21 protein-coding genes and 1 pseudogene are annotated in these 23,769 nt (G+C 67.3%); 5 read left to right on the top strand and 17 right to left on the bottom strand.

Features of this window, described 5'->3' with window-relative positions; all coding sequences use genetic code 11:
* From QMX82_RS08630 to QMX82_RS08655, 6 genes are all read right to left on the bottom strand, one after another.
* Entirely contained in the window at window positions 1-903 is a 903-nt protein-coding gene (locus tag QMX82_RS08630) for an ABC transporter permease (RefSeq protein ID WP_208691153.1), read from the bottom strand.
* Complete coding sequence (locus tag QMX82_RS08635) at window positions 900-1,856, bottom strand: ABC transporter permease (protein ID WP_133861771.1); 957 nt, start codon at window positions 1,854-1,856, stop codon at window positions 900-902. Before QMX82_RS08635 ends, QMX82_RS08630 begins: the two co-directional genes overlap by 4 nt.
* A 72-nt stretch (window positions 1,857-1,928) precedes the next feature.
* Window positions 1,929-3,566 (bottom strand): ABC transporter substrate-binding protein, encoded by a 1,638-nt coding sequence (locus QMX82_RS08640; RefSeq protein ID WP_133861772.1) that lies wholly within the window; start codon window positions 3,564-3,566, stop codon window positions 1,929-1,931.
* A gap of 444 nt (window positions 3,567-4,010) precedes the next feature.
* Complete coding sequence (locus QMX82_RS08645) at window positions 4,011-5,303, bottom strand: NAD(P)/FAD-dependent oxidoreductase (protein WP_282282358.1); 1,293 nt, start codon at window positions 5,301-5,303, stop codon at window positions 4,011-4,013.
* A 27-nt stretch (window positions 5,304-5,330) separates the two neighbouring features.
* The gene (locus tag QMX82_RS08650) at window positions 5,331-6,002 is read right to left on the bottom strand and encodes a haloacid dehalogenase type II (RefSeq protein WP_133861774.1); all 672 of its coding nucleotides are present in this window, start codon (window positions 6,000-6,002) and stop codon (window positions 5,331-5,333) included.
* Between the two features lie 308 nt (window positions 6,003-6,310).
* Window positions 6,311-7,786 (bottom strand): aldehyde dehydrogenase family protein, encoded by a 1,476-nt coding sequence (locus QMX82_RS08655; RefSeq protein WP_282282362.1) that lies wholly within the window; start codon window positions 7,784-7,786, stop codon window positions 6,311-6,313.
* Between the two features lie 184 nt (window positions 7,787-7,970).
* Here QMX82_RS08655 and QMX82_RS08660 point away from each other — a divergent pair, with 184 nt between their 5' ends.
* Window positions 7,971-8,813: a GNAT family N-acetyltransferase gene (locus tag QMX82_RS08660; RefSeq protein ID WP_282282364.1), complete on the top strand. Its 843-nt coding sequence runs from the start codon at window positions 7,971-7,973 to the stop codon at window positions 8,811-8,813.
* A 94-nt stretch (window positions 8,814-8,907) separates the two neighbouring features.
* On the opposite strand, the gene QMX82_RS08665 is transcribed toward QMX82_RS08660, so the two are convergent.
* The 7 genes from QMX82_RS08665 to hmgA form a co-directional block, all read right to left on the bottom strand.
* On the bottom strand, window positions 8,908-9,312 hold the full coding sequence (locus QMX82_RS08665; protein WP_208691150.1) for a hypothetical protein: 405 nt from the start codon (window positions 9,310-9,312) through the stop codon (window positions 8,908-8,910).
* A 76-nt stretch (window positions 9,313-9,388) separates the two neighbouring features.
* Window positions 9,389-10,525 (bottom strand): glycerate kinase, encoded by a 1,137-nt coding sequence (locus tag QMX82_RS08670; protein ID WP_208691149.1) that lies wholly within the window; start codon window positions 10,523-10,525, stop codon window positions 9,389-9,391.
* Between the two features lie 81 nt (window positions 10,526-10,606).
* A complete protein-coding gene (locus tag QMX82_RS08675) occupies window positions 10,607-11,701 on the bottom strand; it encodes a CdaR family transcriptional regulator (protein ID WP_208691148.1) in 1,095 nt (364 codons plus the stop codon).
* 95 nt (window positions 11,702-11,796) lie between these two features.
* Window positions 11,797-12,876, bottom strand: a complete 1,080-nt coding sequence (gene hppD / locus QMX82_RS08680; protein WP_282282369.1) for a 4-hydroxyphenylpyruvate dioxygenase — start codon at window positions 12,874-12,876, stop codon at window positions 11,797-11,799.
* Window positions 12,877-13,013: 137 nt separating this feature from the next.
* Window positions 13,014-13,652, bottom strand: a complete 639-nt coding sequence (gene maiA, locus QMX82_RS08685) for a maleylacetoacetate isomerase (protein WP_282282370.1) — start codon at window positions 13,650-13,652, stop codon at window positions 13,014-13,016.
* Window positions 13,653-13,776: 124 nt separating this feature from the next.
* The gene (gene fahA, locus QMX82_RS08690) at window positions 13,777-15,075 is read right to left on the bottom strand and encodes a fumarylacetoacetase (RefSeq protein WP_282282371.1); all 1,299 of its coding nucleotides are present in this window, start codon (window positions 15,073-15,075) and stop codon (window positions 13,777-13,779) included.
* Window positions 15,072-16,394, bottom strand: coding sequence for a homogentisate 1,2-dioxygenase (hmgA, locus tag QMX82_RS08695; RefSeq protein WP_208691144.1), 1,323 nt, complete (start codon window positions 16,392-16,394; stop codon window positions 15,072-15,074). The genes fahA and hmgA overlap by 4 nt, the downstream gene beginning before the upstream one ends.
* Window positions 16,395-16,493: 99 nt before the next feature.
* On the opposite strand from hmgA, the gene QMX82_RS08700 reads away from it, so the two are divergent.
* Together QMX82_RS08700 and QMX82_RS08705 are read left to right on the top strand one after the other, a co-directional pair.
* Window positions 16,494-17,267, top strand: a complete 774-nt coding sequence (locus QMX82_RS08700) for an IclR family transcriptional regulator (protein WP_208691143.1) — start codon at window positions 16,494-16,496, stop codon at window positions 17,265-17,267.
* A gap of 174 nt (window positions 17,268-17,441) precedes the next feature.
* Window positions 17,442-18,473 carry a GGDEF domain-containing protein gene (locus QMX82_RS08705; RefSeq protein ID WP_280307312.1) on the top strand — a complete coding sequence of 344 codons (1,032 nt, stop codon included), beginning with the start codon at window positions 17,442-17,444 and terminating at the stop codon, window positions 18,471-18,473.
* A gap of 13 nt (window positions 18,474-18,486) precedes the next feature.
* Here the strand turns inward: QMX82_RS08705 and QMX82_RS25980 are convergent, their stop codons facing one another.
* Together QMX82_RS25980 and QMX82_RS25985 are read right to left on the bottom strand one after the other, a co-directional pair.
* Window positions 18,487-19,350, bottom strand: a complete 864-nt coding sequence (locus QMX82_RS25980; RefSeq protein ID WP_442969376.1) for a methyl-accepting chemotaxis protein — start codon at window positions 19,348-19,350, stop codon at window positions 18,487-18,489.
* Window positions 19,342-20,157 (bottom strand): annotated as a pseudogene (locus tag QMX82_RS25985) (MCP four helix bundle domain-containing protein); the annotation flags it as partial. The gene QMX82_RS25980 and the pseudogene QMX82_RS25985, both read right to left, overlap by 9 nt.
* A gap of 162 nt (window positions 20,158-20,319) precedes the next feature.
* On the opposite strand from QMX82_RS25985, the gene QMX82_RS08715 reads away from it, so the two are divergent.
* On the top strand, window positions 20,320-21,510 hold the full coding sequence (locus tag QMX82_RS08715) for an MFS transporter (protein ID WP_282282385.1): 1,191 nt from the start codon (window positions 20,320-20,322) through the stop codon (window positions 21,508-21,510).
* On the opposite strand, the gene QMX82_RS08720 is transcribed toward QMX82_RS08715, so the two are convergent.
* Together QMX82_RS08720 and QMX82_RS08725 are read right to left on the bottom strand one after the other, a co-directional pair.
* Window positions 21,507-21,773: a hypothetical protein gene (locus QMX82_RS08720; RefSeq protein WP_208691139.1), complete on the bottom strand. Its 267-nt coding sequence runs from the start codon at window positions 21,771-21,773 to the stop codon at window positions 21,507-21,509. The genes QMX82_RS08715 and QMX82_RS08720 overlap by 4 nt on opposite strands.
* 50 nt (window positions 21,774-21,823) lie before the next feature.
* Window positions 21,824-22,276 carry a MarR family winged helix-turn-helix transcriptional regulator gene (locus QMX82_RS08725; protein ID WP_208691138.1) on the bottom strand — a complete coding sequence of 151 codons (453 nt, stop codon included), beginning with the start codon at window positions 22,274-22,276 and terminating at the stop codon, window positions 21,824-21,826.
* Between the two features lie 250 nt (window positions 22,277-22,526).
* Here QMX82_RS08725 and QMX82_RS08730 point away from each other — a divergent pair, with 250 nt between their 5' ends.
* Window positions 22,527-23,687, top strand: coding sequence for an MFS transporter (locus QMX82_RS08730; protein ID WP_178083922.1), 1,161 nt, complete (start codon window positions 22,527-22,529; stop codon window positions 23,685-23,687).
* Window positions 23,688-23,769 lie beyond the last annotated feature (82 nt).

A 23,769-nucleotide genomic window follows, 5' to 3' on the forward strand; every position in this document is an offset into this window, starting at 1 on the left:
TCAGCGCCCTCCCCGGCGTCGCGCGCCGAACCGGTCGATGAGCAGGTTGACACCCACGGTCAGGGTGCCGATGGCCAGCGCCGGCATCAGCACCGCCGGGGCGCCGTCGGCCAGACCGCCGATGTTTTCCCGGACCAGGGAGCCCAGGTCGGCATTCGGCGGTTGCACGCCGAGACCGAGAAAGCTCATGCCGCTGAGCAGCAGCACGATATAGACGAATCTCAGCCCCAGATCGGTGAGCAGCGGCAGGCGCATGTTGGGCAGCATCTCCCGCAGGGCGATGTAGAACCGGCCCTCGCCGCGGGTGCGGGCGACCTGGACGTACTCCAGCTCGGTGAGGTTCATGGCCAGGCTGCGGGCGATGCGATAGCAGCCGGGGGCATAGCCCACCACCGCCATGACGATCAGCAGCGGCACCGAGGAGCCGAAGGCCGAGACCATGACCAGCGCCAGCATCTTGCTCGGCAGCGAGATCAGCGCATCGATCAGCCGTGACAGCGGCTCGTCCACCCAGCGGCCGGACAGCGCCGCCAGCAGACCGAGCCCGGTGCCCAGCACGCAGGAGAGCACGGCGGCGACCAGCGCCAGGCCGACGGTGAAACGGGCGCCGTCGAGGATGCGGCTGAGGACATCGCGCCCCAGGTAGTCGGTGCCCAGCAGGTGCGCCTGACTGTAACCGGCCAGCACCGCGCTATCGCCCAGGGCGCCCGGGTCATAGGGGGTCAGCCAGGCGCCGAACACGGCGATGAACAGCCAGAAGGCTACCAGCACGCCGCCGAAAATGCCGGTCAGCGACCAGCGGGCCCGCGGCCGGGTACGAGGGGGTGACAACTGGGCGTCGAGGGTCTTGCCATCCACCGGCAGGACGGACGCGGCACGTACGGGAGTCACGGGTCGGGTCATAGCGTTCTCAGCCTCGGATTGGACAGGATGGCGCAGAGATCCGCCAGGGTCATGAGGACCAGGTAGGCGCAGCAGAACAGCATGGCGCAGGCCTGGATCAGCGGCAGGTCGCGACTGGCGACGCCGTCCACCATCAGCTGGGCGATGCCCGGGTAGTTGAAGATGGTCTCGACGATCACCACCCCGCCCATCAGGTAGGAAAGACTCAGGGCGATGGAGTTGGCGATGGGGCCCACGGCATTGGGCAAGGCATGGCGCAGGACGGCGCGGACCGGACCGACGCCCTTGAGCCGCGCCATCTCCACATAGGAACTCTGCAACTGCTCCACCAGGGCTGCGCGGGTCATCCGCGCCATCTGCGCCACGATCACGCAGCACAGGGTGCCCACCGGCAGCGCATAGGCGCGCAGGAAATCCAGGGGGCCGTCGATGTCATGGGCGAAGGTCAGCGCCGAGGTCCACTGCAGGTGCACGGCGAAGACCAGCACCGCCAGGGTCGCCACCAGGAATTCCGGTACCGCGACGATGCCCAGGGTGAAGACGTTGAGGGCCCGGTCCAGGCGGCCGCCGGCGTTCATCGCCGAGACGATGCCCAGGCCCAGCGCCAGGGGCACCGACACCAGGGCGGTGACTCCGGCCAGCATCAGCGAGCTGCCGAGCCGATCGCCGATCATGCTGGTGATGGGCATCTGGCTCGCCAGCGACTGGCCGAGATCGCCGTGCAGGAGACCGCCCAGCCAGTGGACGTAGCGCAGCAACGCGGGCTGGTCGAGCCCCATCTGGGCACGCAGGGCCGCGACCTGCTCGGGCAGCGCGAACTGGCCCAGCGCCTGCTGGGCGGCATCACCCGGCAACAGCGCGGAGACGAAGAACACCAGCAACGAGACGATGAGCAGGGTCAGCAACCCGCCCCCGAGGCGTCTGGCGATGAGCGTGAAAACGGAAAGGTCCAAAGCCACCTCCTGCTTGAGCGTGGAGCGGCGAGCCAGGCCCTTGCGGACAGGCTCGCCGGCAGGCACCGGGCGTCAGGCCTCCAGCCAGACGTGCTCGGCGAACATGTAGCCCATGAAGCCGCCGATGGGGATGATCCCGTAGCCACCGAGCTTGGGCGAATGGGCATCGATGGAGCTGGTGAAGATCGGCAGGCCGATGCCGCAATGCTGGTGGATCAGCAGCTGCATGTCGGCGTACATCTGCTTGCGCTTGGCGATGTCCGTCTCGCCCCGGGAGGTCACCAGCAACTGGTCGAACTGCTCGTTCTTCCAGCCCGACTCGTTGAAGGGCGCATCGGACTTGAAGAACTGCGACAGCAGGATATTGGCCGTGGGCCGGGCGTTGATGTTGCCGAAACCCAGCGGGTCCTTCATCCAGTGGCTGTTCCAGTAGCCGTCGGCACTGACCCGGTTGACCATCAGGTTGAGCCCCGCCTGGCGCGCCGACTGCTGCAGCACCAGGGCCATCTCGTTGGCGTTGTCGGCGGCGGTGGAGGTCACCAGCGGCAGCTTCGCCCCGGCGATGCCGGCCTTCTGGAACAGGAACTTGGCCTTGTCCGGATCATAGGGCCGCTGGGGCAGGTCCGCGGCGTAATAGGGTGTCCCGGGCATGATCGGCTGGTCGTTGCCGATGACGCCGTAGCCGAGGAATACCGACTTGAGAATCTGCTCGCGGTCGAACAGCAGCTTCATGCCCTCCACCACGTTGGGATCGTTGAAGGGACGGTTGGGGATTCTCATGATGAGATCGGTGTAGCTACCGGAATTGTTGGCGACGATCTTGAGCTTGCCGCCCTGCTTGAGCCGATCCGCCGAACGGGGATCCACCGACACGGTGAGCTGGACGTCGCCGGCCAGCAGCGCATTGACCCGCGAAGGCTCGTCACCGATGCCGATCAGCTCGATCTCGTCCAGATAGGGCTTGCCGGACTTCCAGTAGTTTTCGTTGCGCACGCCCACGGTGCGCACGCCCGGCTTGAATTCCTTGACCTTGAAGGGCCCGGTACCGTTGGCGGTGGAGAAGTCCTTGGTGCCGTCGGCGATGATCAGGAACGGTGAGATGGCCAGCACCGCGGGCAGCTCGGAGTTCGGCGACACCAGGCGGATGCGCACCTCGTCGGGCGCCACCGCGGTGACTTCGGCGAACTGATCGGCCAGGGCCTTGACCTTGGAACCCACCGCCGGGTCCTTGTGGCGCAGCAGCGAGTAGACGACATCGGCGCTGTCCAAGGTCTTGCCATTGTGGAATTGCACGCCCTGGCGCAGCTTGATCGTCCAGGTCAGGGCATCCTGGGTCTCCACGCTGGTGGCCAGGGCCATCTGGGGTTCCAGATGGCTGTCGAAGACGGTCAGGCCGTTGTAGAAGAAGTACTGGCGGGCATAGTCGCCCGAGAAAGAGCCCTTGGCCGGATCGAGGGTATCGGCGGTGGAGGAACCCGCCGCGGCGGCACGCACCCGACCGCCGCGACGCGGGGTGCCGGTGACCGCATCTTCTGCGGCGAAGGCCTGGCCATCCCGACCGAGCAGACTGCCCACCCCGGTCGCCAGCAATCCGGCGGCGCCCAGCAGGCGCAGCGCATCGCGCCGCGACACCCCCCGATGCAGGGCCTCGAAGGCCCGAACGCTTTCAGCAGCTCCTATCAGGGGACTTCCAGTCTTTTTCTCGGTCATGTCGGCTCGCTCGTTGGGGACTCGGTCGCCAGTCCGCGCACCCCTCCCCGGGCGCACGAAGCTGTCCTCTTGGCCGCCTTGTCGTGCGGCCAGGTTCATTACAGCACCGGCCCCTCGTCGATTACCGTCGAATTGCCCCCGCAGCGAGACAGAAAAGACCGTTTTGACCAAGCCGCTCAGCATTGTTTGCGGTATGCGTCGCGACGGCGCATCGGGGCCCGTCATGCCCGCCTTTGGCGCGCCGGAACGGCGTTTCCCTTGGCTTGACGGAGCGCGCTGCGGACCGCGACGGGAGGCTGGATCATCGCAGGAAGCACGCCGCGACAGCAGGTTCTGCGCAGCGGCGCCGGTGAGCGCTGCGACAGGCTGCGGAAACGAAAAAACCGCCAAGCCGGGCGCTGCGTGGCGGGGCCTGGACTGGCGGTGGCGGTGGCGGGATCGGGGCTAGTGCAGGCGATCCTGGACGCGGTAATACAGCCCTACCAGCGGCAGGAACCAGGGCTTGCCGAAATGCCCGGGAATCGCCGGCCAGTCCAGCACCCGCCAGGGATTGGCCTGGCCGCGACCTTCCAGTACCTCGGCCATCACCCGGCCCATGTGCACCGACATCTGCACGCCATGGCCGCTGTAGCCCATGGCGTAGAACAGGCCGTCCTGCTCGCCGGCGCGGGGCAGGCGATCCGCGGTCATGTCCACCAGGCCGCCCCAGCAATAGTCGATGGGCGTCTGGGCCAGGCTGGGAAAGAGTTGACCCAGCGCGGCGCGCAGCACGGCGCCGCTCTTGGCGTCCTGGCGTGGATCGGACAGCGCGAAACGCGCCCGTCCGCCGAAGATCAGCCGGTGATCCGGGGTGGTGCGGAAATAGTTGCCGATGATGCGGCTGGTGACATAGGTGCGCCGATTGGGCAGCAAACCGTCCAGCTGCGCCTTGGGCAGGGGCGCGGTGGCGATGATGAAGCTGCCCACCGAGGCGATGCGGCGGCGAAACCACTGGAAAGGGCCGACGCTGGCGTTGCCCGTGGCCACCAGCACCTGGCGGGCGCGCACCTCGCCCCGGGCGCTGATCACACGAAAACTGCCATCGGGCAGTCGCTGCAGATCGCTGACCGCCGCGCCCTCGTACACCTGGGCGCCCCGCCGCACGGCCGCCTCCGCCAGCCCGACGCCGAAGCGCCCCATGTGCATCTGGGCACCGTTGTGCTGCAGCAGACCGCCATGGAAATCGTCGGACGCCACCTCAGCCCGCACCTGGGCGGCGTTGAGCAGCTCGACCTGTGGGTCCACCTCCTGGCGGATCAGTTCGCAGGTGCGCGCGAGGTTGTCATAGTGCTGTGGCTTGGCCGCCAGCTTGAGCTTGCCGGCCTTGTGGAAGTCGCAGGCGATGCCCTCTTCGGCGATCACCGCCTCGACGCTGGCCACCGCATCGGCATAGGCCTGGTAGAACGCCCGGGCCTTTTCCGCGCCCAGGCTGGCGTGCAGGGCCGCGTAATCCTGGGCGACCCCGGTGTTGCAGTGTCCGCCGTTGCGTCCGGAGGCTTCGCCGATCACCCGGCCAGCCTCCAGCACCGCCACGCAGGCGCCCCGCTGACGCAACGCCACGGCCGCGGAGAGCCCGGTGAAGCCGCCGCCGATGACGGCGACATCCACTTCGCCCGCCACCGGCCCGGGGGTAGCCCCGGTAAAGCCCGGCGCGGTCGCGAGCCAGTAGGAATCGGACGATGCTGGGCCAAGACTCATGGGCGGGCGCTCCGGCAGCTCAGGGGGTTATTCGAGACCGACCACCGCGGCCAGGCCGCCGATGTCCTTGATCTCGGTGTTGGTGTAGAACGGCGTGCTCGGCTCATGGCCGCGATTCACGAACACCTTGTTCTTGATGTTCATGTAGTCGGCCGGGATGAGGTCGTAGCGAAAGCTCGACGACACGTGCAGCACGTCTTCCGGACCGCAGCCGAGGGTGTCCAGCATGTATTCGAAGGCCTGCAGGCGCGGCTTATAGGCCTGGCCCTGCTCGGCGGTGAAGACCCGGTGGAAGGGCACGCCCAGCTTGTCGACGTTGGACATGATCTGCTCGTCGGCGGCGTTGGAATAGATCACCAGCGGGATCTTGTCGGCGATCTTGGCCAGGCCCGCGGTTACGTCCGGATGCGGCCCCCAGCTGGGCACCGCCTCGTAGTAGGCATTGGCCTCGGCGTCGGTGAAGGAGATGCCCCAGCGCTTGCAGGTGCGCTCCACCGCCGCGTACAGCACCTCCGAATAGGGCTTCCAGGCGCCGAGCACCTCGTCGAAGCGATAGCCGTTGAAGTCCTTGCAGAACTGGTCCATCGCCTCGGCGGGAATGCGGTCGGCGAACATCTCGCGGGCCATGTCGGACATGCGGAAACGGGTCAGGGTGCCGTAGCAGTCGAAGGTGATGTACTTGGGCCGAAAGGCGGTCATGGCAAGGGTCCTTTGACAGGGGTCATGAGTGAGAGGCCGGGACGCCGGTGGCGTCCCTGGCAAGCATTACAGCATCGGCGGGCCTGACAGTTGTCCGCTTTCAGGCACCGCGGGAGACAGAAAAAACCGTTTTAGCGGTAGGGCCCAGCATTGTTTGCGGCGACCTCAGGCTTTGGCTGAAAAGTGCCTGCGCTCGGCCATGCTGCGTTAAAAATCATCTCGGAATGCTCATTTACCATTCGTAAACTCCGCTTCCTCGCTGATTTTTGCCTTGCCTGACCATCGCTCAGCGACTTTTCAGCCAAGCTTCAGGAGTGTTCCAGGTCGATCAGCACGCTCTTGCTGCGCAGGGTCGCCTCATAGGCGGCGCGGCCCAGGTCCTTGCCGATGCCGGATCGCTTGTAGCCGCCGGTGGGGATGATCCAGTCGTGGCTGCGGCCATAGCGATTGACCCAGACGGTACCGGCTTCCAGCGCCCGGGTCAGCCGCAATGCCCGCCCGAGATCGGCGGTGTGCACCCCGGCGGCCAGGCCGTAGGTGGGGTGGTCGGCCAGGGCCAGGGCCTCGGCTTCGTCGTCGAACACCTGCACGGTCAGCACCGGGCCGAAGATCTCTTCGTGCACCGCAGGGTTGCCCGCGTCGACCCCGGCGATCAGCGTCGGCTGATAGTAGGCACCACCCATGCCCTCCTCCAGGGCGCCACCGACCAGGATCTCCGCGCCGGCCGCCCGGCTGCGGGAGACGATGTCCTGGATGCGCTGCCCCTGGCGGTGGGAAATGATCGGCGCCAGGGTAGCCTCCGCCGCCCAGGTCGGCCCCGGACGCAAGGCGGCGAAGGCCGCGCGGATGCCCTCCAGCATCGGCTCCAGGGCGGCACGCTGGACCAGCAGCCGCGAACCCGAGACGCACACCTGGCCGGCGTTGCCGGTGATGGCCGCCGCCACGCTGCGGGCGGTACGGGCCAGATCCGGCGCATCGGCGAACACCAGTTGCGGACTCTTGCCGCCCAGTTCCAGGGTCACCGGCTTGGGCCCACTCTCGGCGCAGGCGACCATGATGGCGGTGCCGGTCCCGGTGGAACCGGTAAAGGTGACCTTGCCGATGCGCGGATGGCGACACAGGGCGTCGCCGGTGGTCCGACCATCGCCCTGGACCACGCTGAGGATGCCGGCCGGCAGGCCCGCCAGCACGGCCAGTTCCGCCAGGCGCAGGATGGAAAAGGGTGTCAGTTCCGACGGCTTGATCACCACCGCATTGCCGGCGGCGAGCGCCGGGGCCATCTTCCAGCCGGCCATGCTCAGGGGGAAGTTCCAGGGCGCGATGGCGCCCACCACGCCATAGGGCTCGGTGATCTGCAGGCCCAGGTGGCTGGTGGCGGTGGCCGCCACCTCGCCACCGTGCTTGTCGGCGAATTCGGCGAAGAAGCGGATGCCCTCGGCGACATAGGGAATGTCCCAGGCCAGCACCTCGCGCAGCGGTCGGGTCGAACCCACCGCCTCCAGCGGGCCGAGGACTTCGCCATCGGCCTCCACCAGATCGGCCCAGCGGCGCATCACCCGCGCGCGTTCACGCGGCGGCCGACTGGCCCAGTCGCTGGCCTTCCAGGCGCGCCAGGTGCCCTCCACCACCTCGTCCACCAGCTCCGCCGAGGCGCACGGCAGGCCGCTCTGGAAGCCACCATCGGACGGCCGGAACACCTCCAGTTCGGCGCGGGCATCGCAGGTGCGACCGTCGATGAAGTGGGCACAACGAACCGCTATTGCTCTGGGGTCGAACGAGGCCATGGCGCGCTCCGCTAGGGCTGTGGGCTTGGCCCCAATGCTAGGCCGCCGGGCCGCCATCTTTTGCCGAACTGGCAGGGACCTTCGGTGCCTCGCAGTGGCACGCCCACCCGCCGGCAACCGAATCTGCCGTCGCGGCTTGCTAGGCTGGCACCTGAATCAGCCAGACCCGAACCGGAGCCCTGCCGTGTCCCACGCCACCTTGAGACCCCTGCGCGAAACCGACCTCGCCACCGCCCACCAGCTGTCCCAGGCGCTGCACTGGCCCCATCGCCTGGAAGACTGGCAGTGCCTGTTCCACACCGGCGAAGGCCTGGTGCTGGAAGACGACCAGGGCGTGTTCGGCACCGGCTTCTGCGTACCCCAGGGCGACTACGCCACCATCGGCCTGGTGATCGTCGCCGACAGCCACCAGGGTCAGGGCCATGGCCGCCGGCTCATGGACGGCCTGCTGCAACTGGCCGGCAACCGCACGCCGCTGCTGGTCGCAACGGTGCGCGGTGCCCCGCTCTACCGCAGCCAGGGCTTCGAATCCTATGAGCGCATCTATCAGCACCAGGTGGCGCGTCTGCCGGCCATGGGGGAACGCCATCCGCTGGAAGGTCAGGTCCGCGCGTTGAATCCGGCAGCGGCGCCGCAGCTGGAGACCCTCGCCCAGGCGGCTACCGGCCTGGACCGCAGCGCCCTGCTCCGCGAACTGGTGCCCCAGGCCGAGCGCATCGTCGGCCTGGAGCTGGAAGGCCAGCTACGCGGCTTCGCCCTGCTACGCCCCTATGGTCGCGGCCTGTCGGTCGGCCCGGTGATCGCCGAATCCACCGACCAAGCCAAGGCCCTGATCCTCGCCCTGCTGCGCCACGCCGAAGGGCGCTACCTGAGATTCGACGTGACGGCCCGCAGCGGTCTCAATCCCTGGCTGATTGAAATCGGTGTCCCCCAGGTCGATGAGGTCGAGCAGATGGCCAGGGGCGCGGCGCCGCGGTCCCGCGAAGGGGTGGATCAGTTCGCGCTGCTGACCCAGGCGCTGGGTTGAACAGGCAATCAGGTATCAACCCGACCTGGGCGTCACGCCTGAGCCGGATAAACCGGCCAATCAGCTCATCTAGTGAGCCGATTAGCCGGTTCACCTAACGCCACTCGCACCCCGCCACGCGGTTGCAGCTGGTGCGGGCGCGGTCGCCCTGGGACGTGGAAAAGCGACTGATGACGTTCCAGCCCAGCTGGCGGGTGCGGCCCAGCCAGAGGGTGCCGTCGCTGGTCAGGCCGCTGAAGAACTGCAGCCGTCCCAGCCGCGTACTGGTCTGAGCCCAGGAGCGGCCCGATACCGGATCATAGCCACGCATCAGGGTGTCGTTGCCCTGCACCGCCACCCCGTACCAACCGCCCTGCCCGTCCTGACAGCGCAGCACGAAGGCGCTGCGCACGCAGGTGTTGGCCGGTTTGAGACTGGGAATGGCCGCCTGGACGGCGGGCACTGTCAGCAGCAGGGCCGCGGTGAGCAGGCCGGTACGCAGGATCGCAGACGAGGTCATCGCGGCAGTCGGTTGGCAGCGGAATGCCCAGCATGAGGCAAATCCCCGCGGCTCGCCAGCCAGGCAGGCTCTGGCGTCAGCCTTTCGCCGTCCGCCACAACCGCCCGATATCGCGAGCGGTCCGCTCCAGCAACACCTCGGCCTGGGCCAGGGCCTCTTCCAGACTCAGCGGGCCCGGCACCAGGCTGAAGGCGGCGGCGAGACCCTGCTCATAGAGGGCGTCGTAGCCCTCGCCCAGCGATCCGGCCACGGCCACCACCGGCACGCCGTGGCGCTGGGCCAGACGCAATACGCCCGCCGGGGTCTTGCCCCTCAGGGTCTGGCCGTCCAACCGCCCTTCGCCGGTCACCGCCAGATCGGCGTCGATCAGGGCGTCGTCCAGACCGACCAGTTCCGCCACCACCTCGATGCCGGGGCGGAAGGTCGCCTGGAGAAAGGCCAGGGCGGCAAAGCCGACGCCACCGGCGGCGCCGGCACCCGGTTGCTCCCGGACATCACGACCCAGGGTCGCGGCGGTGACGGTGGCGAAATGCGCCAGGGCCGCGTCGAGCTGGCGGACCTGCTCGGGCGAAGCGCCCTTTTGCGGACCGAAGATCTGGCTGGCGCCCTGGGGACCACAGAGCGGATTGTCGACGTCGGCGGCAATGACCACCTCCACCTCCGCCAGCCGTGGGTGCAGCGCCGTCACGTCCAGGCTGGCCAACATCGCCAGGGCTGCCCCGCCCGGCCCCAGCGCCTGGCCCTGCTTGTCCAAAAGGCGCACACCCAGCGCCTGCAGCAGCCCCGCGCCGCCGTCATTGGTGGCACTGCCGCCGATGGCCAGCACCAGGCGCTCGGCGCCGGCGTCCAGCGCGGCGTGGAGGAGTTCGCCCGTACCGCGGGAGGTGGCGACCAGCACGTCGCGCCGGCTCCTGGGGACCAGCTCCAGACCGCTGGCGCTGGCCATCTCGACGAAGGCGGTGCGTTGCTCGGCCAGCCAGCCCCAGCGGGCGGTCACCGGTTCGCCCAGCGGACCGGTCACCCGCGCCTCGCGCACCTCGCCGCCGGTTGCGGCCAGTACGGCATCCAGGGTGCCCTCACCGCCATCGCCCAGTGGGCACTCGATTATCTCAGCCGCGGGCAGGGCCTGACGCAGGCCACGGGCCAGGGCGCGGGCGACACCGGCAGCGGACAGGCTTTCCTTGAAGGAATCAGGGGCGACGACGATTTTCATGGGCGATTCTCCGTTGTTATGCGCCGAGTGTTTCCCGGTTCGGCCGGCGCGACAACAGGACAAAAGCCCAAAATAGTGAAGTCAGGACTGTGAATTCGCCCAGTCCTGATCCAGCAGCAGCAGCGCGCAGTACAACTCGGCGGCCTCGGCGAAACGCCGCGGATCCCGTCCGGTCAGCGCCTGGATCCGCTCCAGCCGATGCCGCAGGCCATTGCGATGCAGCCCCAGTGCCTCGGCGCAGGCCTGGGGGCTGGCGTCCTGGGCGAACCAGCTGCGCAGCGTCGCCAGCAGCTGGCCGTCCCGGTCGACCTGGCGCAAGCGCAGCAATGGCTCCAGCAACCAGGCGCCGTGCGAGCGCTCGGCCTGACCCTGGAGCCAGGTGGGCAGGGCCAGGTCGTCCTGCGCCACCCGGACGAGGCCAGGCCGCAGGCGCCTGGCCACCGTCAGCAGATCCAGGGCCCGCTGAGTCGTCTCGGCCAACCCCGACCAGGGCCGGGCCTCCGGGATCCAGGCACTGCGCTGCAACGACCAGCCCTGCCCCGGCAGCTCCCCCAGCAGTGCCTCAGGCGCTTGCGCGCCGGGTCGATACCAGAGCCACTGCCCCTCTTCGCGCGGCAGGCACCAGCTGTGCGTCAGCCGCTGCTGGGCCCAGTCGCCGAAGCCCGGTGCAGGCACGGCAAATTCGAGCAGCAGCACGTCCCGCGGCAGGTCTGGCCGCAAGCCGAGCAGACTGGCATGGCGACCCACCTCGGGCGCGGCGCCCGGTGCGAGCAGCTGCCGCAGCAGGGGGGCGGTCATGCGGCTGGTCACGGGCGGCTGCCCGGCGGCCTGCTCGATGAGCATTTCCGCGGTAAGGCGCAGGAGCTCGGCGGGCAGGCGCAAGTGCTCGGCGTCCGCGCCGGACACGCCAAGGACCCCGACCAGTTCGCCCGCGCGATACAACGGCAGGTTGATACCCGCCTGGGCGCCAGCCAGCCGTGCGGCGGCGGCGGCATCCAGCGCCACCGCACGGCCCTCGGCGATGACCTGGCGCGCGCCGGCATGGCGGGTGAACAGTCGCGCCGGATCGCCCGAGCCGATGATCAGCCCGGACGCATCCATGACATTGACGTTGCCCGGCAGGATGCGCATGGCGCGTTCGACGATTTCCTGCGCCAGGGTCTGGCTCAGCTCCATGGCCACCTCCAAGGTTGGCGCGCGTCCTTGGCGACGCGCCGTCACCTTAGAGGCGTCGCCTGCCGCTGGGCAAGCCGCCAGGCGGCCGGAGGCCGTTACGCCGAGGTGCTCAGCACTCCACGCCGCACCTGGTCGCGCTCGATGGATTCGAATAGCGCCTTGAAGTTGCCCTCGCCGAAACCGGTGTCGCCCTTGCGCTGGATGAATTCGAAGAACACCGGCCCCAGCAGGGTCTGGGAGAAGATCTGCAGCAGCAGGCGGCGCTCGCCACCTTCGGAAGTACCGTCGAGGAGGATGCCACGGGCTTTGAGCTGCTCCACCGGTTCGCCATGGTTGGGCACCCGCCCTTCGAGCATCTCGTAGTAGGTCTCCGGCGGCGCGGTCATGAACCGCGTGCCATAAGCCTTGAGCCGATCCCAGGTGGCGATCAGATCGTCGGTGAGAAAGGCCACGTGCTGGATGCCCTCGCCATTGAACTGCATGAGGAATTCCTCGATCTGCCCAACCCCCTTGGAGGACTCCTCGTTGAGCGGGATGCGCACCAGGCCGTCCGGCGCCGCCATGGCCTTGGAAGTCAGACCGGTGTACTCGCCCTTGATGTCGAAGTAGCGCAGCTCGCGGAAGTTGAACAGCCGCTCGTAGAAGTCGGCCCAGTAGGCCATGCGCCCGCGATAGACGTTGTGGGTCAGGTGGTCGATGACCTTGAGTCCGGCGCCCACCGGCTTGCGCGCGACTCCCTCAAGAAACACGAAATCGATGTCGTAGATCGAGCTGCCCTCCTCGTAGCGATCGATGAGGTATAGCGGCGCACCGCCGATGCCCCTGATCGCCGGCAGCCGCAGTTCCATCGGGCCGGTAGGCATGTCCACCGCCTGGGCGCCCAGCTCCAGCGCCTTGGCATAGGCGTGGTGGGAGTCGCGGCAACGAAAGGCCATGCCGCAGACCGAAGGTCCGTGCTCGGCGGCGAAATAGGCCGCATGGCCGGTCTTCTCGCGATTGACGATGGCGTTGATGTCGCCCTGGCGGAACAGCACCACGTCCTTGGACCGGTGGTTGGCGACGTGGCTGAAGCCAAGGCTTTCCAGTACGGGTTCGATGACGTTGGGCGTGGGCGAAGCGAATTCGATGAACTCGAAACCCATGAGGCCCATGGGATTTTCAAACAGATCGGCCATGACTGGCTCCTTGACGGGTAACGTGACGGACATTGTCGGTAACGCGGGCTAGCACCCCGTCAGGGGCGGCGCGCAGGAAATGCCGCGCACGCTGCGGGCGAGGAAATCGCCCAGGAGAAGCTGACAGCCCAGGCGCCTCACGAGGCCACCTGTGCCGGGGTATCCGGCTGAACCTCGGGGCGCGCCTGCTGGAACGCCGGATACGCGGCGGCCAGGGCCTCCACCCGCAGGAGACGCGGATAGGGCGACAGATCCACCTGGAAACGCCGCGCCGCATAGAGCTGGGGCAGCAGATAGACGTCCGCCAGCCCCACGTCGCCGAAACAGAAGCCAGCGGACCCGATCTGCGCCTCCACCGCCGCCAGGCCCTCGCCGATCCAGTGCGAGATCCAGTCGAGGATGGCCGGCTCTTCCAGGCCCAGACCGCGCAGGCGGTTGAGCACCGAGACGTTGTGCAGCGGATGGACATCGCAGGCGATCAGGGCGGCGACCCCCCGATGCCGGGCGCGCAGCAGCGGCTCGGCCGGCAGTAAGGGCACCGCTGGATAGCGCTCTTCCAGGTATTCGAGGATGGCGGGCGACTGGATCAGCACCTCGCCGCTGTCGAGGCGCAGGCTGGGCAGTCGTCCCTGGGCATTGAGCGCGCGATAGACCGGCTGGCGCTGCTCGCCGGCCAGCAGATTGACCGGCACGGCCTGGTAGTCCAACCCCTTCAGCGCCAGGGCCAGGCGGACCCGATAGGCCGAGGTCGAACGGTAATAGGTGAAGAGGTCCATCGACACTGCCCCGCGATTGCCTGCCGGCTTCTTATTATGCGTAAGTTCATTACGTTAAAAGGAATCTGCGCCTGCCCGGAGGCCTTGTCAACGGCACTCAGGTCGTTGGCCAATCCGCGCTGCCCTACCCCGCGGCCAGCACCTGGCCGCGACATTCGCCAAAGCCGATCGTGGGCAGTCCAGGCCGCTGACAGCGCGCCCTGAGGGTGACCTCGTCACCGTCTTCTAGAAAGGTACGGGTCTCGCCGCCTGGCAGTTGCAGCGGCTGCTTGCCGCCCTGGGTGAGCTCCAGCAGGCTACCGCAGCTGCCGGCATCCGGCCCGGACAAGGTGCCCGAACCAAAGAAGTCGCCGGGTTGGAGGGCACAGCCATTGACGGTGTGATGGGTCACCATCTGCGCCACCGTCCAGTACATGTTCAGGGTATTGCTCAGGGCGAGCCGCTGGGCAGGCAACCCCTGCTCCACCATGCGCGGCGTACGCAGCAGCACTTCCAGTTCGATGTCCAGCGCGCCCTGGGCCTGGTCGCGTTCGTCATACAGATAGGCCAGGGGCTGGGGATCCCCGGCAGGCCGCGCTGGCTGCGCCTGGCGATAGGGTGCCAGGGCTTCCGCGGTCACTACCCAGGGCGACAGGGTGCTGGCGAAACTCTTCGACAGGAAGGGGCCCAGCGGCTGGTATTCCCAGGCCTGGATGTCCCGCGCCGACCAGTCGTTGAGCAGGCAGAAACCGGCGATGTGCTCCGCCGCGCTGCCGATGGCGATTGACTCGCCCTGGGCATTGCCCGGGCCGATCCAGATCCCCAGCTCCAGCTCGTAGTCCAGCCGGCGGCAAGGCCCGAACACGGGCGCCTCCTGCCCGGGCGGGAGCGTCTGACCCTTGGGTCGCTTGAACGCCTTGCCAGAGACCCCGAGGGTCGAAGCACGGCCGTGGTAGGCGATGGGCACGTGCTTGTAGTTGGGTAGCAGCGGATTGTCCGGGCGGAACAGCCGACCGATCTGGGTGGCATGGTGGATGCCGACATAGAAGTCGGTGTAGTCACCGACCCGCGCCGGCAGGTGCATTCGGCAGGCACTCTGGGGTGCCAGCAGATACTCGGCCAGCTCCTCGAGCTGCTCGCGTTGCGGATGGTCGGCGCGCAGCAAGGCCTGCAGGGCCTGGCGCAATGCGACCCGCGCCGCCCCGCCGGCGGCGAAGAAGGCATTGAGCGTTTCCTGAGCAGCCAGTTCGGCGGCCCGCTGGGCCTCGCCGCGGAACAGACCCGCTTCGAGAGCGAACCCCAGATCGAGGATGAAGTCACCCACCGCCACGCCCCCGCGGGGCCTCTCCACGCCGCGACTGAACACGCCCAGGGGCAGGTTGTGCAGGGAAAAATCCGCATGGCCATTGGCCGAGGCGACCCAGCTGGGCAATTCGTGGGTCATGCCGATACTCCTGCGCCGGGCGCGACAAAGGTCTTGGTGAGGCCCGCCCAGCAGGCATCGTAGTCGGGCTGCAGCAGCGGCGATGCCAGGGCGTGACGGGTCGGCCGCAGGACGCGCCCGGTTTCGAACATGAAGGCCATGGTGTTCTCGATCCGGTGCGGCCGCAGGTCGGCGGCGATGGCGTTCTGGGTGGAGACCTGATCCGGACCGTGGGCGCTCATGCAGCCGTGCAGGGAGGCCCCACCCGGCGCGAAGCCATCGGCCTTGGCGTCGTAGGCTCCCTGGATCAGACCCATGAATTCGTTCATCAGATTGCGGTGGAACCAGGGTGGTCTGAAGGTGTTTTCCGCGACCATCCAGCGGGGCGGAAAGATCACGAAGTCGATGTTGGCCACCCCTTCGCTGGTTCCGGGTGCGGTCAGCACGGTGAAGATCGAGGGATCCGGATGATCGAAACTCACGGTGCCCAGGGTATTGAAGCGACGCAGGTCGTATTTGTAGGGCACGTTGTTGCCATGCCAGGCGACCACGTCCAGCGGCGAGTGATCCAGCTCGGTCTCCCAGAGTTCGCCGAGGAATTTCTGCACCAGCCGGGTGGGTGCCTCCCGATCCTCGAAGCGGGCCACGGGTGCCTGGAAATCCCGCGGATTGGCCAGGCCGTTGCTGCCGATCGGACCCAGCTCGGGCAGCCGCAGAGAGCGCCCGTGGTTTTCGCAGACGTAACCCCGTACCGCCTCGCCCTCCACCACCTCCACCCGGAATTTCATGCCGCGTGGAATCACCGCGATCTCCAGCGGCTCGATGCGCAGCAGACCTAGCTCAGTAACCAGGTCCAGCCGCCCTCGCTCCGGCACGATCAGCAATTCTCCATCGGCGTCGTAGAAGACGCCGGTCATGCTGGCATTGGCGGCATAGCGATAGAGGCTGACGCCCTCGGCCTGGTCACCCGGGTCGGTGGCGACGAGCCGTTCCAGCCCGGCGAGAAAATCGGTGGCGGCGGCCGGCATCGGCAAGGGATTCCAGCGCAGGCGATTGGGTGTGGGCGCGCCCAGCTCCACGCCGGTCAACTGCAGCGCGCAGCGCTGGAAGCGGCCATGGGCGGCCGAAGGCCTGAGCCGATACAGCCAGGAGCGCCGAGCCTCGTGGCGCGGCACGGTAAAGGCCGTGCCGGAGAGTTGCTCGGCATAGAGGCCGAAGGGCGCGCGTTGTGGCGAGTTCTGCCCGACGGGCAGGGCACCCGGCAGGGCCTCGGCGCTGAAGTGATTGCCAAAGCCGGATTGATAGGTCACTGGCGTTGTTGCTTGTTCTTGTCTGTCCACCTGGCCCACCCATTATGCGTAACAGGTTTACGCAAAAAGTAAATTGAACCCAGGAGAGCGTCAAGCTATAACGCTGCCTTTACCCACGCGATCGAAACGATGACGAACACCCCCGAAGCAGCACCCCCACGACGCCAGAAGGTGCAGGCGGCCGAGGTCGGCACCGATATCCTCAAGGCCCTCGCCGAGCTGGCGCCGTCGACGTCCTTGTCGCGCCTGGCCAGCCACCTGGACATGCCCGCCAGCAAGGTGCACCGCTACCTGCAGGCTCTGATCGCCAGCGGATTCGCCGAGCAGGATCCGCGGACCAATCACTACGGACTCGGTCAGGCCGCCCTGTTCGTTGGCCTGGCCGCCCTGGGTCGGCTGGATGTGGTGAAGCTGGCGGCGCCGCTGCTGGCCGATCTGCGCGACGAGGTCGGCGAAACCAGCTTCCTGGCGGTCTGGGGCAACAAGGGGCCGACGGTGGTGCTGGTGGAACAGGCGCTGCGCGCTGTCACCCTGGTGACCCAGGTCGGCTCGGTACTGCCGCTGCTGGGCTCCTCCACGGGCCTGGTGTTCAACACCTTCCTGCCGGATGTCGAGACCGCGGCATTGCGCGCGGAAGAATTGCACCGGCCGGATGCGCCCAGCGTGGCGGAGCTGGCGGAAGGTGCACGCCAGCTGCGGGAGACCCATATCCAACCGGTGCATGGCTTGCTGATGGCGGGTGTCAATGCGCTGTCCGCACCACTGTTTGGAGCCGGCGGCCGGCTGGCCGGGGTGCTGACCCTGGTCGGCGCCGCGCCAGGCTTCCAGGCCGAGGTCGGAGGCGCCGCGGCGAGCCGTCTGCACGCCGCCGCCCAGGCCATCAGCAGGCGGCTGGGCGGATAGCGCGGACGAACCCGGGCACAGCACCGCAGTCAGGAGCGCCGATGGTCGCGGCAGCGCTCCACTCGATCCGTTCCAGCCTCCATTCGGCTAAAGGATCACCCGGACTGGCCGTTTGCCATTAAGCTTACTGTTAGCGCGTTTATCATTGGCGCACTGCTTTCTGGTGACCTCTTCATGACTGCTCTTTCCTATCGTGATCGCAACCAGGCTCTCAACGACTCCCTGGGCAAATTCTGGCAAGTCGCCAAACCTGTCGTTCAGGCGGCCATGACCATTCATGTGGCGCTGCTGGTCATCTTCGTCCTGCTCGACCAGATCCTGATGGCCTGGGCCAACGTGCTCAGCATCGCGGCCTACGTCGGCTGCCTGGCCGCCCTGCGCCAGCGCCGTTATCGCATCGCCAGCCTGACCATGTGCTGCGAGATCGTCGCCCACGCCTGGATCGCCACCTGGCAACTCGGCTGGGACAGCAACTTCCACTACTACGTGCTGTGCATCCTGCCGATCGTCATCTACAACTACCGCACCGCGCCGATCCGCCATCTGCTGCTGGCGCTGGGAATCCTCGTGACCCTGGCGGGCGGCTATCTGCTGCACCCTCCCGCGGCTCTCGCGCCCCTGGCAATGAAGCTCTTCGGCGTCGTTAACGTCATCAGCGCCCTGCTACTGCTGCTCTATGGCACCGGCGCCTCCTTCCACCACAGCACCAAGATGCAGCTGGACCTGCTGCATTCCGCCAGCCACGACAGCCTCACCAACCTCTACAACCGCCGGCGGATTCTCGACCAGGCCGACCAGCACAGTGGTGTGGCCGGCAGCCTCATTCTCTTCGATGTGGATCACTTCAAGCACATCAACGATCGCTTCGGCCACGATTGCGGCGATCTGGTGCTGCAGGGCATCGCCGACGTCATCCGCCGCGAGGTGCGCCACTCCGATCTGGCGGCGCGCTGGGGCGGCGAGGAATTCCTGGTGCTGCTGCCCCAGGCGCGGACCGAAGTGGCCTGGGGCGTGGCGGAACGCATCCGCCAGCGCCTGACCGATGTCACCCAGTCCCTCGAACGCGGTCCCGCGCGGGTCACCGCGACCCTGGCGGTGTGCGAGATTCGCGATTGCGAGGCCTTCGCCAGCGCCCTGGAGCGCGCCGACCAGGCGCTCTACCGTGGCAAGCAGGAAGGCCGCGACCGGGTGATGCTGGCGGCCTGAGATCCCGCCCGTCCTAGACCACGAAGCGCTGCAGGGCGCCGTGCAGATCGGCGGCCAGGGCGGAAAGCTGCTGGCTGCTGGCACTGGTCTGCTGGGCGCCGGCGGCGGTCTGGGTCGCCGCGTCGCGGATCAGCGTCAGGTTGCGATCGACCGCCGCCGTGGTGGCCGTCTGCTCTTCGGTGGCCGCGGCGATGGCGTCGTTGCGCTGGCCGATGGCGGTGATGGCCTGGGTGATACCTTCCAGCACCTGCCAGGTCGCCTGGGCCTGGTCGCGGGTATGGCTGGCCTGGAGTCGACTCTGATCCAGGGCCGTCACCGTCTTCTCGCTGACCTGCTGCATACCGTCGATCAGGCCTTCGATCTCGCGGGTGGAGTCGCCCGTTCGGCGCGCCAGGCCCCGCACCTCGTCGGCCACTACCGCGAAGCCGCGTCCGGCATCCCCGGCACGGGCTGCCTCGATGGCGGCGTTGAGCGCCAGCAGGTTGGTCTGCTCGGCGACGTTGCGGATGACATCGAGCATCTTGCCGATGCCCTTGGATTGTTCGGCCAGCTGGCCAGCCTGGTTGGCCGCCGCGTCCACGTTGCCCACCAGCTGGGTGATGGCGGCCAGCGTCTGGCGGACCTGCGTCTGCCCCTGCTTGGCCTGATCGACGCAGCGCTGCGATTCGGCGGAGGTGGAGGTCGCGTGCTCGCACACCGCCTGGACCGCCTGATTGAGCTGGGTGACGGCATTGGCCGCATGCTGGATATCGGTCGTCTGCTGCTCCAGGTTGCGGCAGCTTTCATCCATCACCGCGCTCACCTGGGTCGAGGCCGAGGCCAGTTGCTCCGAGGCGTTGCCGGTATGGGCCAGCACCTCGCGCAGATTGCCCTGCATACGCTCCAGCGCCAGCAGCAGCATGGCTGCCTCGTCGCGTCCCTGGGGCTGGATGTTCTGCCGCAGATCACCCGCGGCGATGCCGCCGGAGATGTCCAGCGCCTGGCGCAGCGGCTGCACCACGCTACGGGTCAATCGCCAGGCCAGGAGCAGCAGCAGCAGAATGGCGCCGCCAATGACCGACCAGACGATGGCGCGGGCCTGCAGGAACTGGACGTTCGCCACTTCCCTGGCCTGGGCCGCGCCCTGCTTGTTCAATTCGCGCAGGAGTTGCACCTGCATGTCCATCAGGTCGCCCTTGAGGCCGACCACGGTATCCAGTTGCATCCGCGCGGCCGGGACCTGCTGCTGCTCGATCAGGCGCACCTCTTCGCGCAGGCCTTCCACGAAAGGCAGGTAGGCCTCGTGCAGGGCCTTGATCGAATCCCCTTCGGTCGCATCGGTGACGACCGGCGCATAGTCCCGGAACAGCTGATCGGTTTCGTTGACCAGTTGTTCCAGGGTGACCCGGCTCATGGCCACGGCGCCCGGATCCTCGGCATTGAGCAGCACCACCGAGGCCTGGTTGCGCAACTTGCCGAGGTTGATCGCCAGGGAATCGGCGATGGCGATACTGGGCAACCAGTCCTGCTCCATGCTCAGCGCCTGACGGCGCAGCTGCTGCATCTCCCATAGCGAAAAGCTGCCCAATCCGGCGAGCAGCACGGCGGCGAAGGTAAAGGACAACAGCATCCGCGGGCCGGTCTTGAGAGCTCTCAACCAGGAACGGCGGGACAGGCGGCGAAGGGGTGCTAGGATCCGAAGCATGGAGGCGTCACTGCAGGAAGACGGTCAAGCACAGCAGCCTAGGCAGGCAAGATGTCGAGCTGATTACAAAATGCCATTGCCCGAAAAAATCAGACGATTGCGGCGAAAGGTAACAGGGGCTAAGGTCCGCCCCTTCTATTCGCCATCCTGTCCGACGCTGTCATGACTACCCCTGTCGCCAAGGCTTCGCCCTTACAGATCCTGCTGCTCGGCATCGCCCAGATCCTCGTCTGGGGTGGCTCCTTTTTCATTCTCGCGGTGCTGGCCGATCCGGTGGTACAGGAGACCGGCTGGTCCCGGCAATGGGTCTATGGCGGTCTTTCGCTCGGCGTCCTGGTCTCCGGCCTGCTCGCACCGGCGTGTGGCCGCCTGATCGCCCGCCAGGGGGGCCGGACACTGCTGTCGCTGAGCGGTCTGGGGGTGGCCGCGGGGCTGACCCTGATGGCCAGCGCCCAGCATCTGCCGCTGTTCCTGCTCGCCTGGGTGGTGATGGGTATCGGCATGGCCGCGGGTCTGTACGATGCATTGTTCGCGACCCTGGGCACCTGCTACGGCACCCAGGCCCGCTCGGCGATCAGCGGCATCACCCTGGTCTCCGGCTTCTGCACCGCCATTACCTGGCCCGTCGCCGCCTTCATGGTAAGTCATCTGGGCTGGCGCGGTGCCTGCCTGGTCTATGCGGCCGTCCTGTTGCTGACGATCTGGCCGCTGTATCGACGCGCCCTGCCCGCTCCGGTCCTCGCCACCCAGGCGCCGCGGCCCAACCAGGCGGCACCGGCAGTACCGGTTGATCGCGCCCTGTACGGCGTACTCACGGCCCTTTTCACCCTGGGCGCGGTGCTGATGACAGCCATCTCCGTCCAGCTGATCACCCTGCTGCAGGGGATCGGCTACAGCCTGGCCAGCGCCGTGGCGCTGAGCGCCTGCCTGGGGCCAAGTCAGGTCGCCTCGCGGATCATCGACCTGCTCAACCGCAACGGCCACCCGCTGTGGACGGCCCTGGCCTCGGTGGTCTGCACGGCCGCCGGCCTGCTGCTGGTCACCCTGGGGCCCGGCCTGGTCTGGGTGACAGTCGTGGGTCTGGTGATCTTCGGTGCGGGCAATGGCCTGAGGGCCATCATTCGTGGCGCCCTGCCGCTGGCGCTCTGGAGTCCGGCGGAATACGCCACCATCCTCGGTCGCATGGCGCGCCCGGCATTACTTGGCCAGGCCGCCACGCCCCTGCTCTGTGGCTATATCCTGGAACACCATGGCCCCCAGGCGGTGCTGGGTCTGCTCTGCCTGCTGGCGCTGATCAACGTGGCCCTGGTCGCCTGGTTGTTCAGGGCGATCCTCAGCCCTCGCAATGCCTAGTCGCAGGCGATTTCCAGGGGTACCAGGCGCAGCTTGATGCCGGTGCGACGCAGGGTAAGGATATCGCCCTCGCGCTGTCCGACCTCGTCACCCAGGGTGCTGCGCAGCGTTTTTTCGTCGAGCAACTGGGCGTAGGTCCGGGGATCTTCCCCCTGACAGCTTTCGGCGATATGCAGTTCGCCCTGCAGCAGCTTGCCCGCAGTGCGCCCGCTGGTGAGATCCACGAGCAGATAATTCTGGTCAGGCTGGTAGTTGAAGGTCATGCGAATTCCCCGGCGACTGTAGCCATGGGAACCGTAGGTACCCGGTTCGTTCAGGACGTCGGGTTGCCTTCCTCGTCCAGACGAGTGCGCAGCATGACCAGGGTCTCGCGCAGGTCATCCAGGCCCGCATCGCCCAGGGCGCAGACCTGCCGTACCCGGCTGTTGATCCCATTGGCCTGATCGCGCAGCGCGCGACCCGCGGTCGTCAGTTCGATCGACAGGTTGCGCTCGTCTTCGGCACTGCGACGGCGCGTCACCAGCCCGGCGGCCTCGAGGCGCTTGACCACGGGGGTCAGGGCACCGGAATCCTGCCGCAGCCGATTGGACAATTCCTTGAGGGTGAGGCCGTCATGTTCCCAGAGCACCAGCATGATCAGGTACTGCGGGAAGGTCAGGCCCATGCTCTCCAGCAGGGGCTTGTAGAGTTGCGTCATCGCCAGCGAAGCCGAGTACAGGGAAAAGCAGAGTTGCTGGTCGAGGAGCAGTGGATCTTTGGCTGTCATGGGATCTGCCATTACAAAAGCGTGAAAAGAGTGGAAGGTGCGATCTATCCCCAACCAGGTCAAGCGCCCGGGTGACGTGGGGTCGGTTGCCGGAAACATCCGGTAACTGGCACTGGATTCCGATACCACAGGATGCCACAGTGAGCGGCTGGACATAAATAATAAGGGTAATACCTGCATGGCCGTTTCCTCTGCCACGTCAGCCGTTCCTGGCGAAAATCCCCCCGCCGCCCTGGCCGGCGCCTCGCCGATGGTGGCGGGAATCCTGGCCTCCTGTGCGCTGGCCCACCTCATCAACGACCTGATCCAGTCCGTCCTGCCCTCGATCTATCCGATGCTCAAGGACAGCTATGGTCTGACTTTTACCCAGATCGGCCTGATCACCCTGGCCTTCCAGATCACCGCCTCGCTCTTGCAACCCTGGATCGGCTTCCATACCGACCGCCATCCTAAACCCTATCTGCTGCCCGCCGGCATGGTCTGTACCCTGATTGGCGTACTGCTGCTCGCCTTTGTCGGCAGTTTTCCCGCGATCCTGGCCGCTTCGGCGCTGATCGGCGTCGGTTCCTCGACCTTTCACCCGGAAACCTCGCGGGTGGCCCGCCTGGCGTCGGGGGGACGCTTCGGCCTGGCGCAATCCACCTTCCAGGTCGGCGGCAATGCCGGCACCGCCATCGGCCCCCTGCTGGCGGCAGCCATCGTCATTCCCTATGGTCAGACTCATGTCGCCTGGTTCGCGCTCTTCGCGCTGTTCGCCATCGGCGTGCAATACGGGCTGTCGCGCTGGTATCGCAATCATCTGCGTAGCGCCAAGGGGCGCAAGGCTGCCGCGGTCAGCCACGGCCTGTCGCGCGGCCAGGTGACCTTCGCGTTGATCGTGCTGGCGCTGCTGGTGTTCTCCAAGTACATCTACATGGCCAGCATCACCAGCTACTTCACCTTCTATCTCATCGAGCGTTTCGGCCTCTCGGTGGCCAGCTCCCAGCTGCACCTCTTTCTCTTCCTGGGTGCGGTCGCGGCCGGCACCTTCTTCGGTGGCCCCATCGGCGATCGCATCGGCCGCAAGGCGGTCATCTGGTTCTCGATCCTGGGCGCGGCGCCCTTCACCCTCGCCCTGCCCTATGTCGACCTGTTCTGGACCAGTGTGCTCAGCGTCATCATCGGCTTCATCCTGGCTTCGGCCTTCTCGGCCATCGTGGTCTATGCCCAGGAGCTGGTACCGGGCAACGTGGGCATGATCGCCGGGATCTTCTTCGGCCTGATGTTCGGCGTCAGCGCCATCGCCGCCGCGGGGCTGGGCAATCTCGCTGACCATCGCGGCATCGAATACGTCTACCAGCTATGCTCCTACATGCCGCTGCTGGGTGTCCTGACCATCCTGCTGCCCTCCACTCGCCGCAAGGCGGCCTGAGGTCCGCGGCCCCCGGGCCCCCGGCGCCCCGGGGGCCGCCCCGCCCCCCCCCCCCCCCGGGCCCCCCCCGCGCCCGTGGCTT

The organism is Pseudomonas sp. PS02302, assembly GCF_029959585.1.
Classification (GTDB): domain Bacteria; phylum Pseudomonadota; class Gammaproteobacteria; order Pseudomonadales; family Pseudomonadaceae; genus Chryseomonas; species Chryseomonas aestiva.

Coding starts and splice junctions, on each gene's coding strand:
- QMX82_RS08630 (WP_208691153.1), bottom strand. CDS start 903: ATGACCCGACCCGTGACTCCCGTACGTGCCGCGTCCGTCCTGCCGGTG.
- maiA (WP_282282370.1), bottom strand. CDS start 13,652: ATGGACCTCTTCACCTATTACCGTTCGACCTCGGCCTATCGGGTCCGC.
- QMX82_RS08670 (WP_208691149.1), bottom strand. CDS start 10,525: ATGAAAATCGTCGTCGCCCCTGATTCCTTCAAGGAAAGCCTGTCCGCT.
- QMX82_RS08720 (WP_208691139.1), bottom strand. CDS start 21,773: ATGACCTTCAACTACCAGCCTGACCAGAATTATCTGCTCGTGGATCTC.
- hppD (WP_282282369.1), bottom strand. CDS start 12,876: ATGGCCGATCTGTTTGAAAATCCCATGGGCCTCATGGGTTTCGAGTTC.
- QMX82_RS08675 (WP_208691148.1), bottom strand. CDS start 11,701: ATGGAGCTGAGCCAGACCCTGGCGCAGGAAATCGTCGAACGCGCCATG.
- QMX82_RS08715 (WP_282282385.1), top strand. CDS start 20,320: ATGACTACCCCTGTCGCCAAGGCTTCGCCCTTACAGATCCTGCTGCTC.
- QMX82_RS08725 (WP_208691138.1), bottom strand. CDS start 22,276: ATGACAGCCAAAGATCCACTGCTCCTCGACCAGCAACTCTGCTTTTCC.
- QMX82_RS08730 (WP_178083922.1), top strand. CDS start 22,527: ATGGTGGCGGGAATCCTGGCCTCCTGTGCGCTGGCCCACCTCATCAAC.
- QMX82_RS08645 (WP_282282358.1), bottom strand. CDS start 5,303: ATGAGTCTTGGCCCAGCATCGTCCGATTCCTACTGGCTCGCGACCGCG.
- QMX82_RS08700 (WP_208691143.1), top strand. CDS start 16,494: ATGACGAACACCCCCGAAGCAGCACCCCCACGACGCCAGAAGGTGCAG.
- QMX82_RS25980 (WP_442969376.1), bottom strand. CDS start 19,350: ATGCAGGGCAATCTGCGCGAGGTGCTGGCCCATACCGGCAACGCCTCG.
- QMX82_RS08655 (WP_282282362.1), bottom strand. CDS start 7,786: ATGGCCTCGTTCGACCCCAGAGCAATAGCGGTTCGTTGTGCCCACTTC.
- QMX82_RS08650 (WP_133861774.1), bottom strand. CDS start 6,002: ATGACCGCCTTTCGGCCCAAGTACATCACCTTCGACTGCTACGGCACC.
- QMX82_RS08665 (WP_208691150.1), bottom strand. CDS start 9,312: ATGACCTCGTCTGCGATCCTGCGTACCGGCCTGCTCACCGCGGCCCTG.
- QMX82_RS08640 (WP_133861772.1), bottom strand. CDS start 3,566: ATGACCGAGAAAAAGACTGGAAGTCCCCTGATAGGAGCTGCTGAAAGC.
- fahA (WP_282282371.1), bottom strand. CDS start 15,075: ATGACCCACGAATTGCCCAGCTGGGTCGCCTCGGCCAATGGCCATGCG.
- QMX82_RS08705 (WP_280307312.1), top strand. CDS start 17,442: ATGACTGCTCTTTCCTATCGTGATCGCAACCAGGCTCTCAACGACTCC.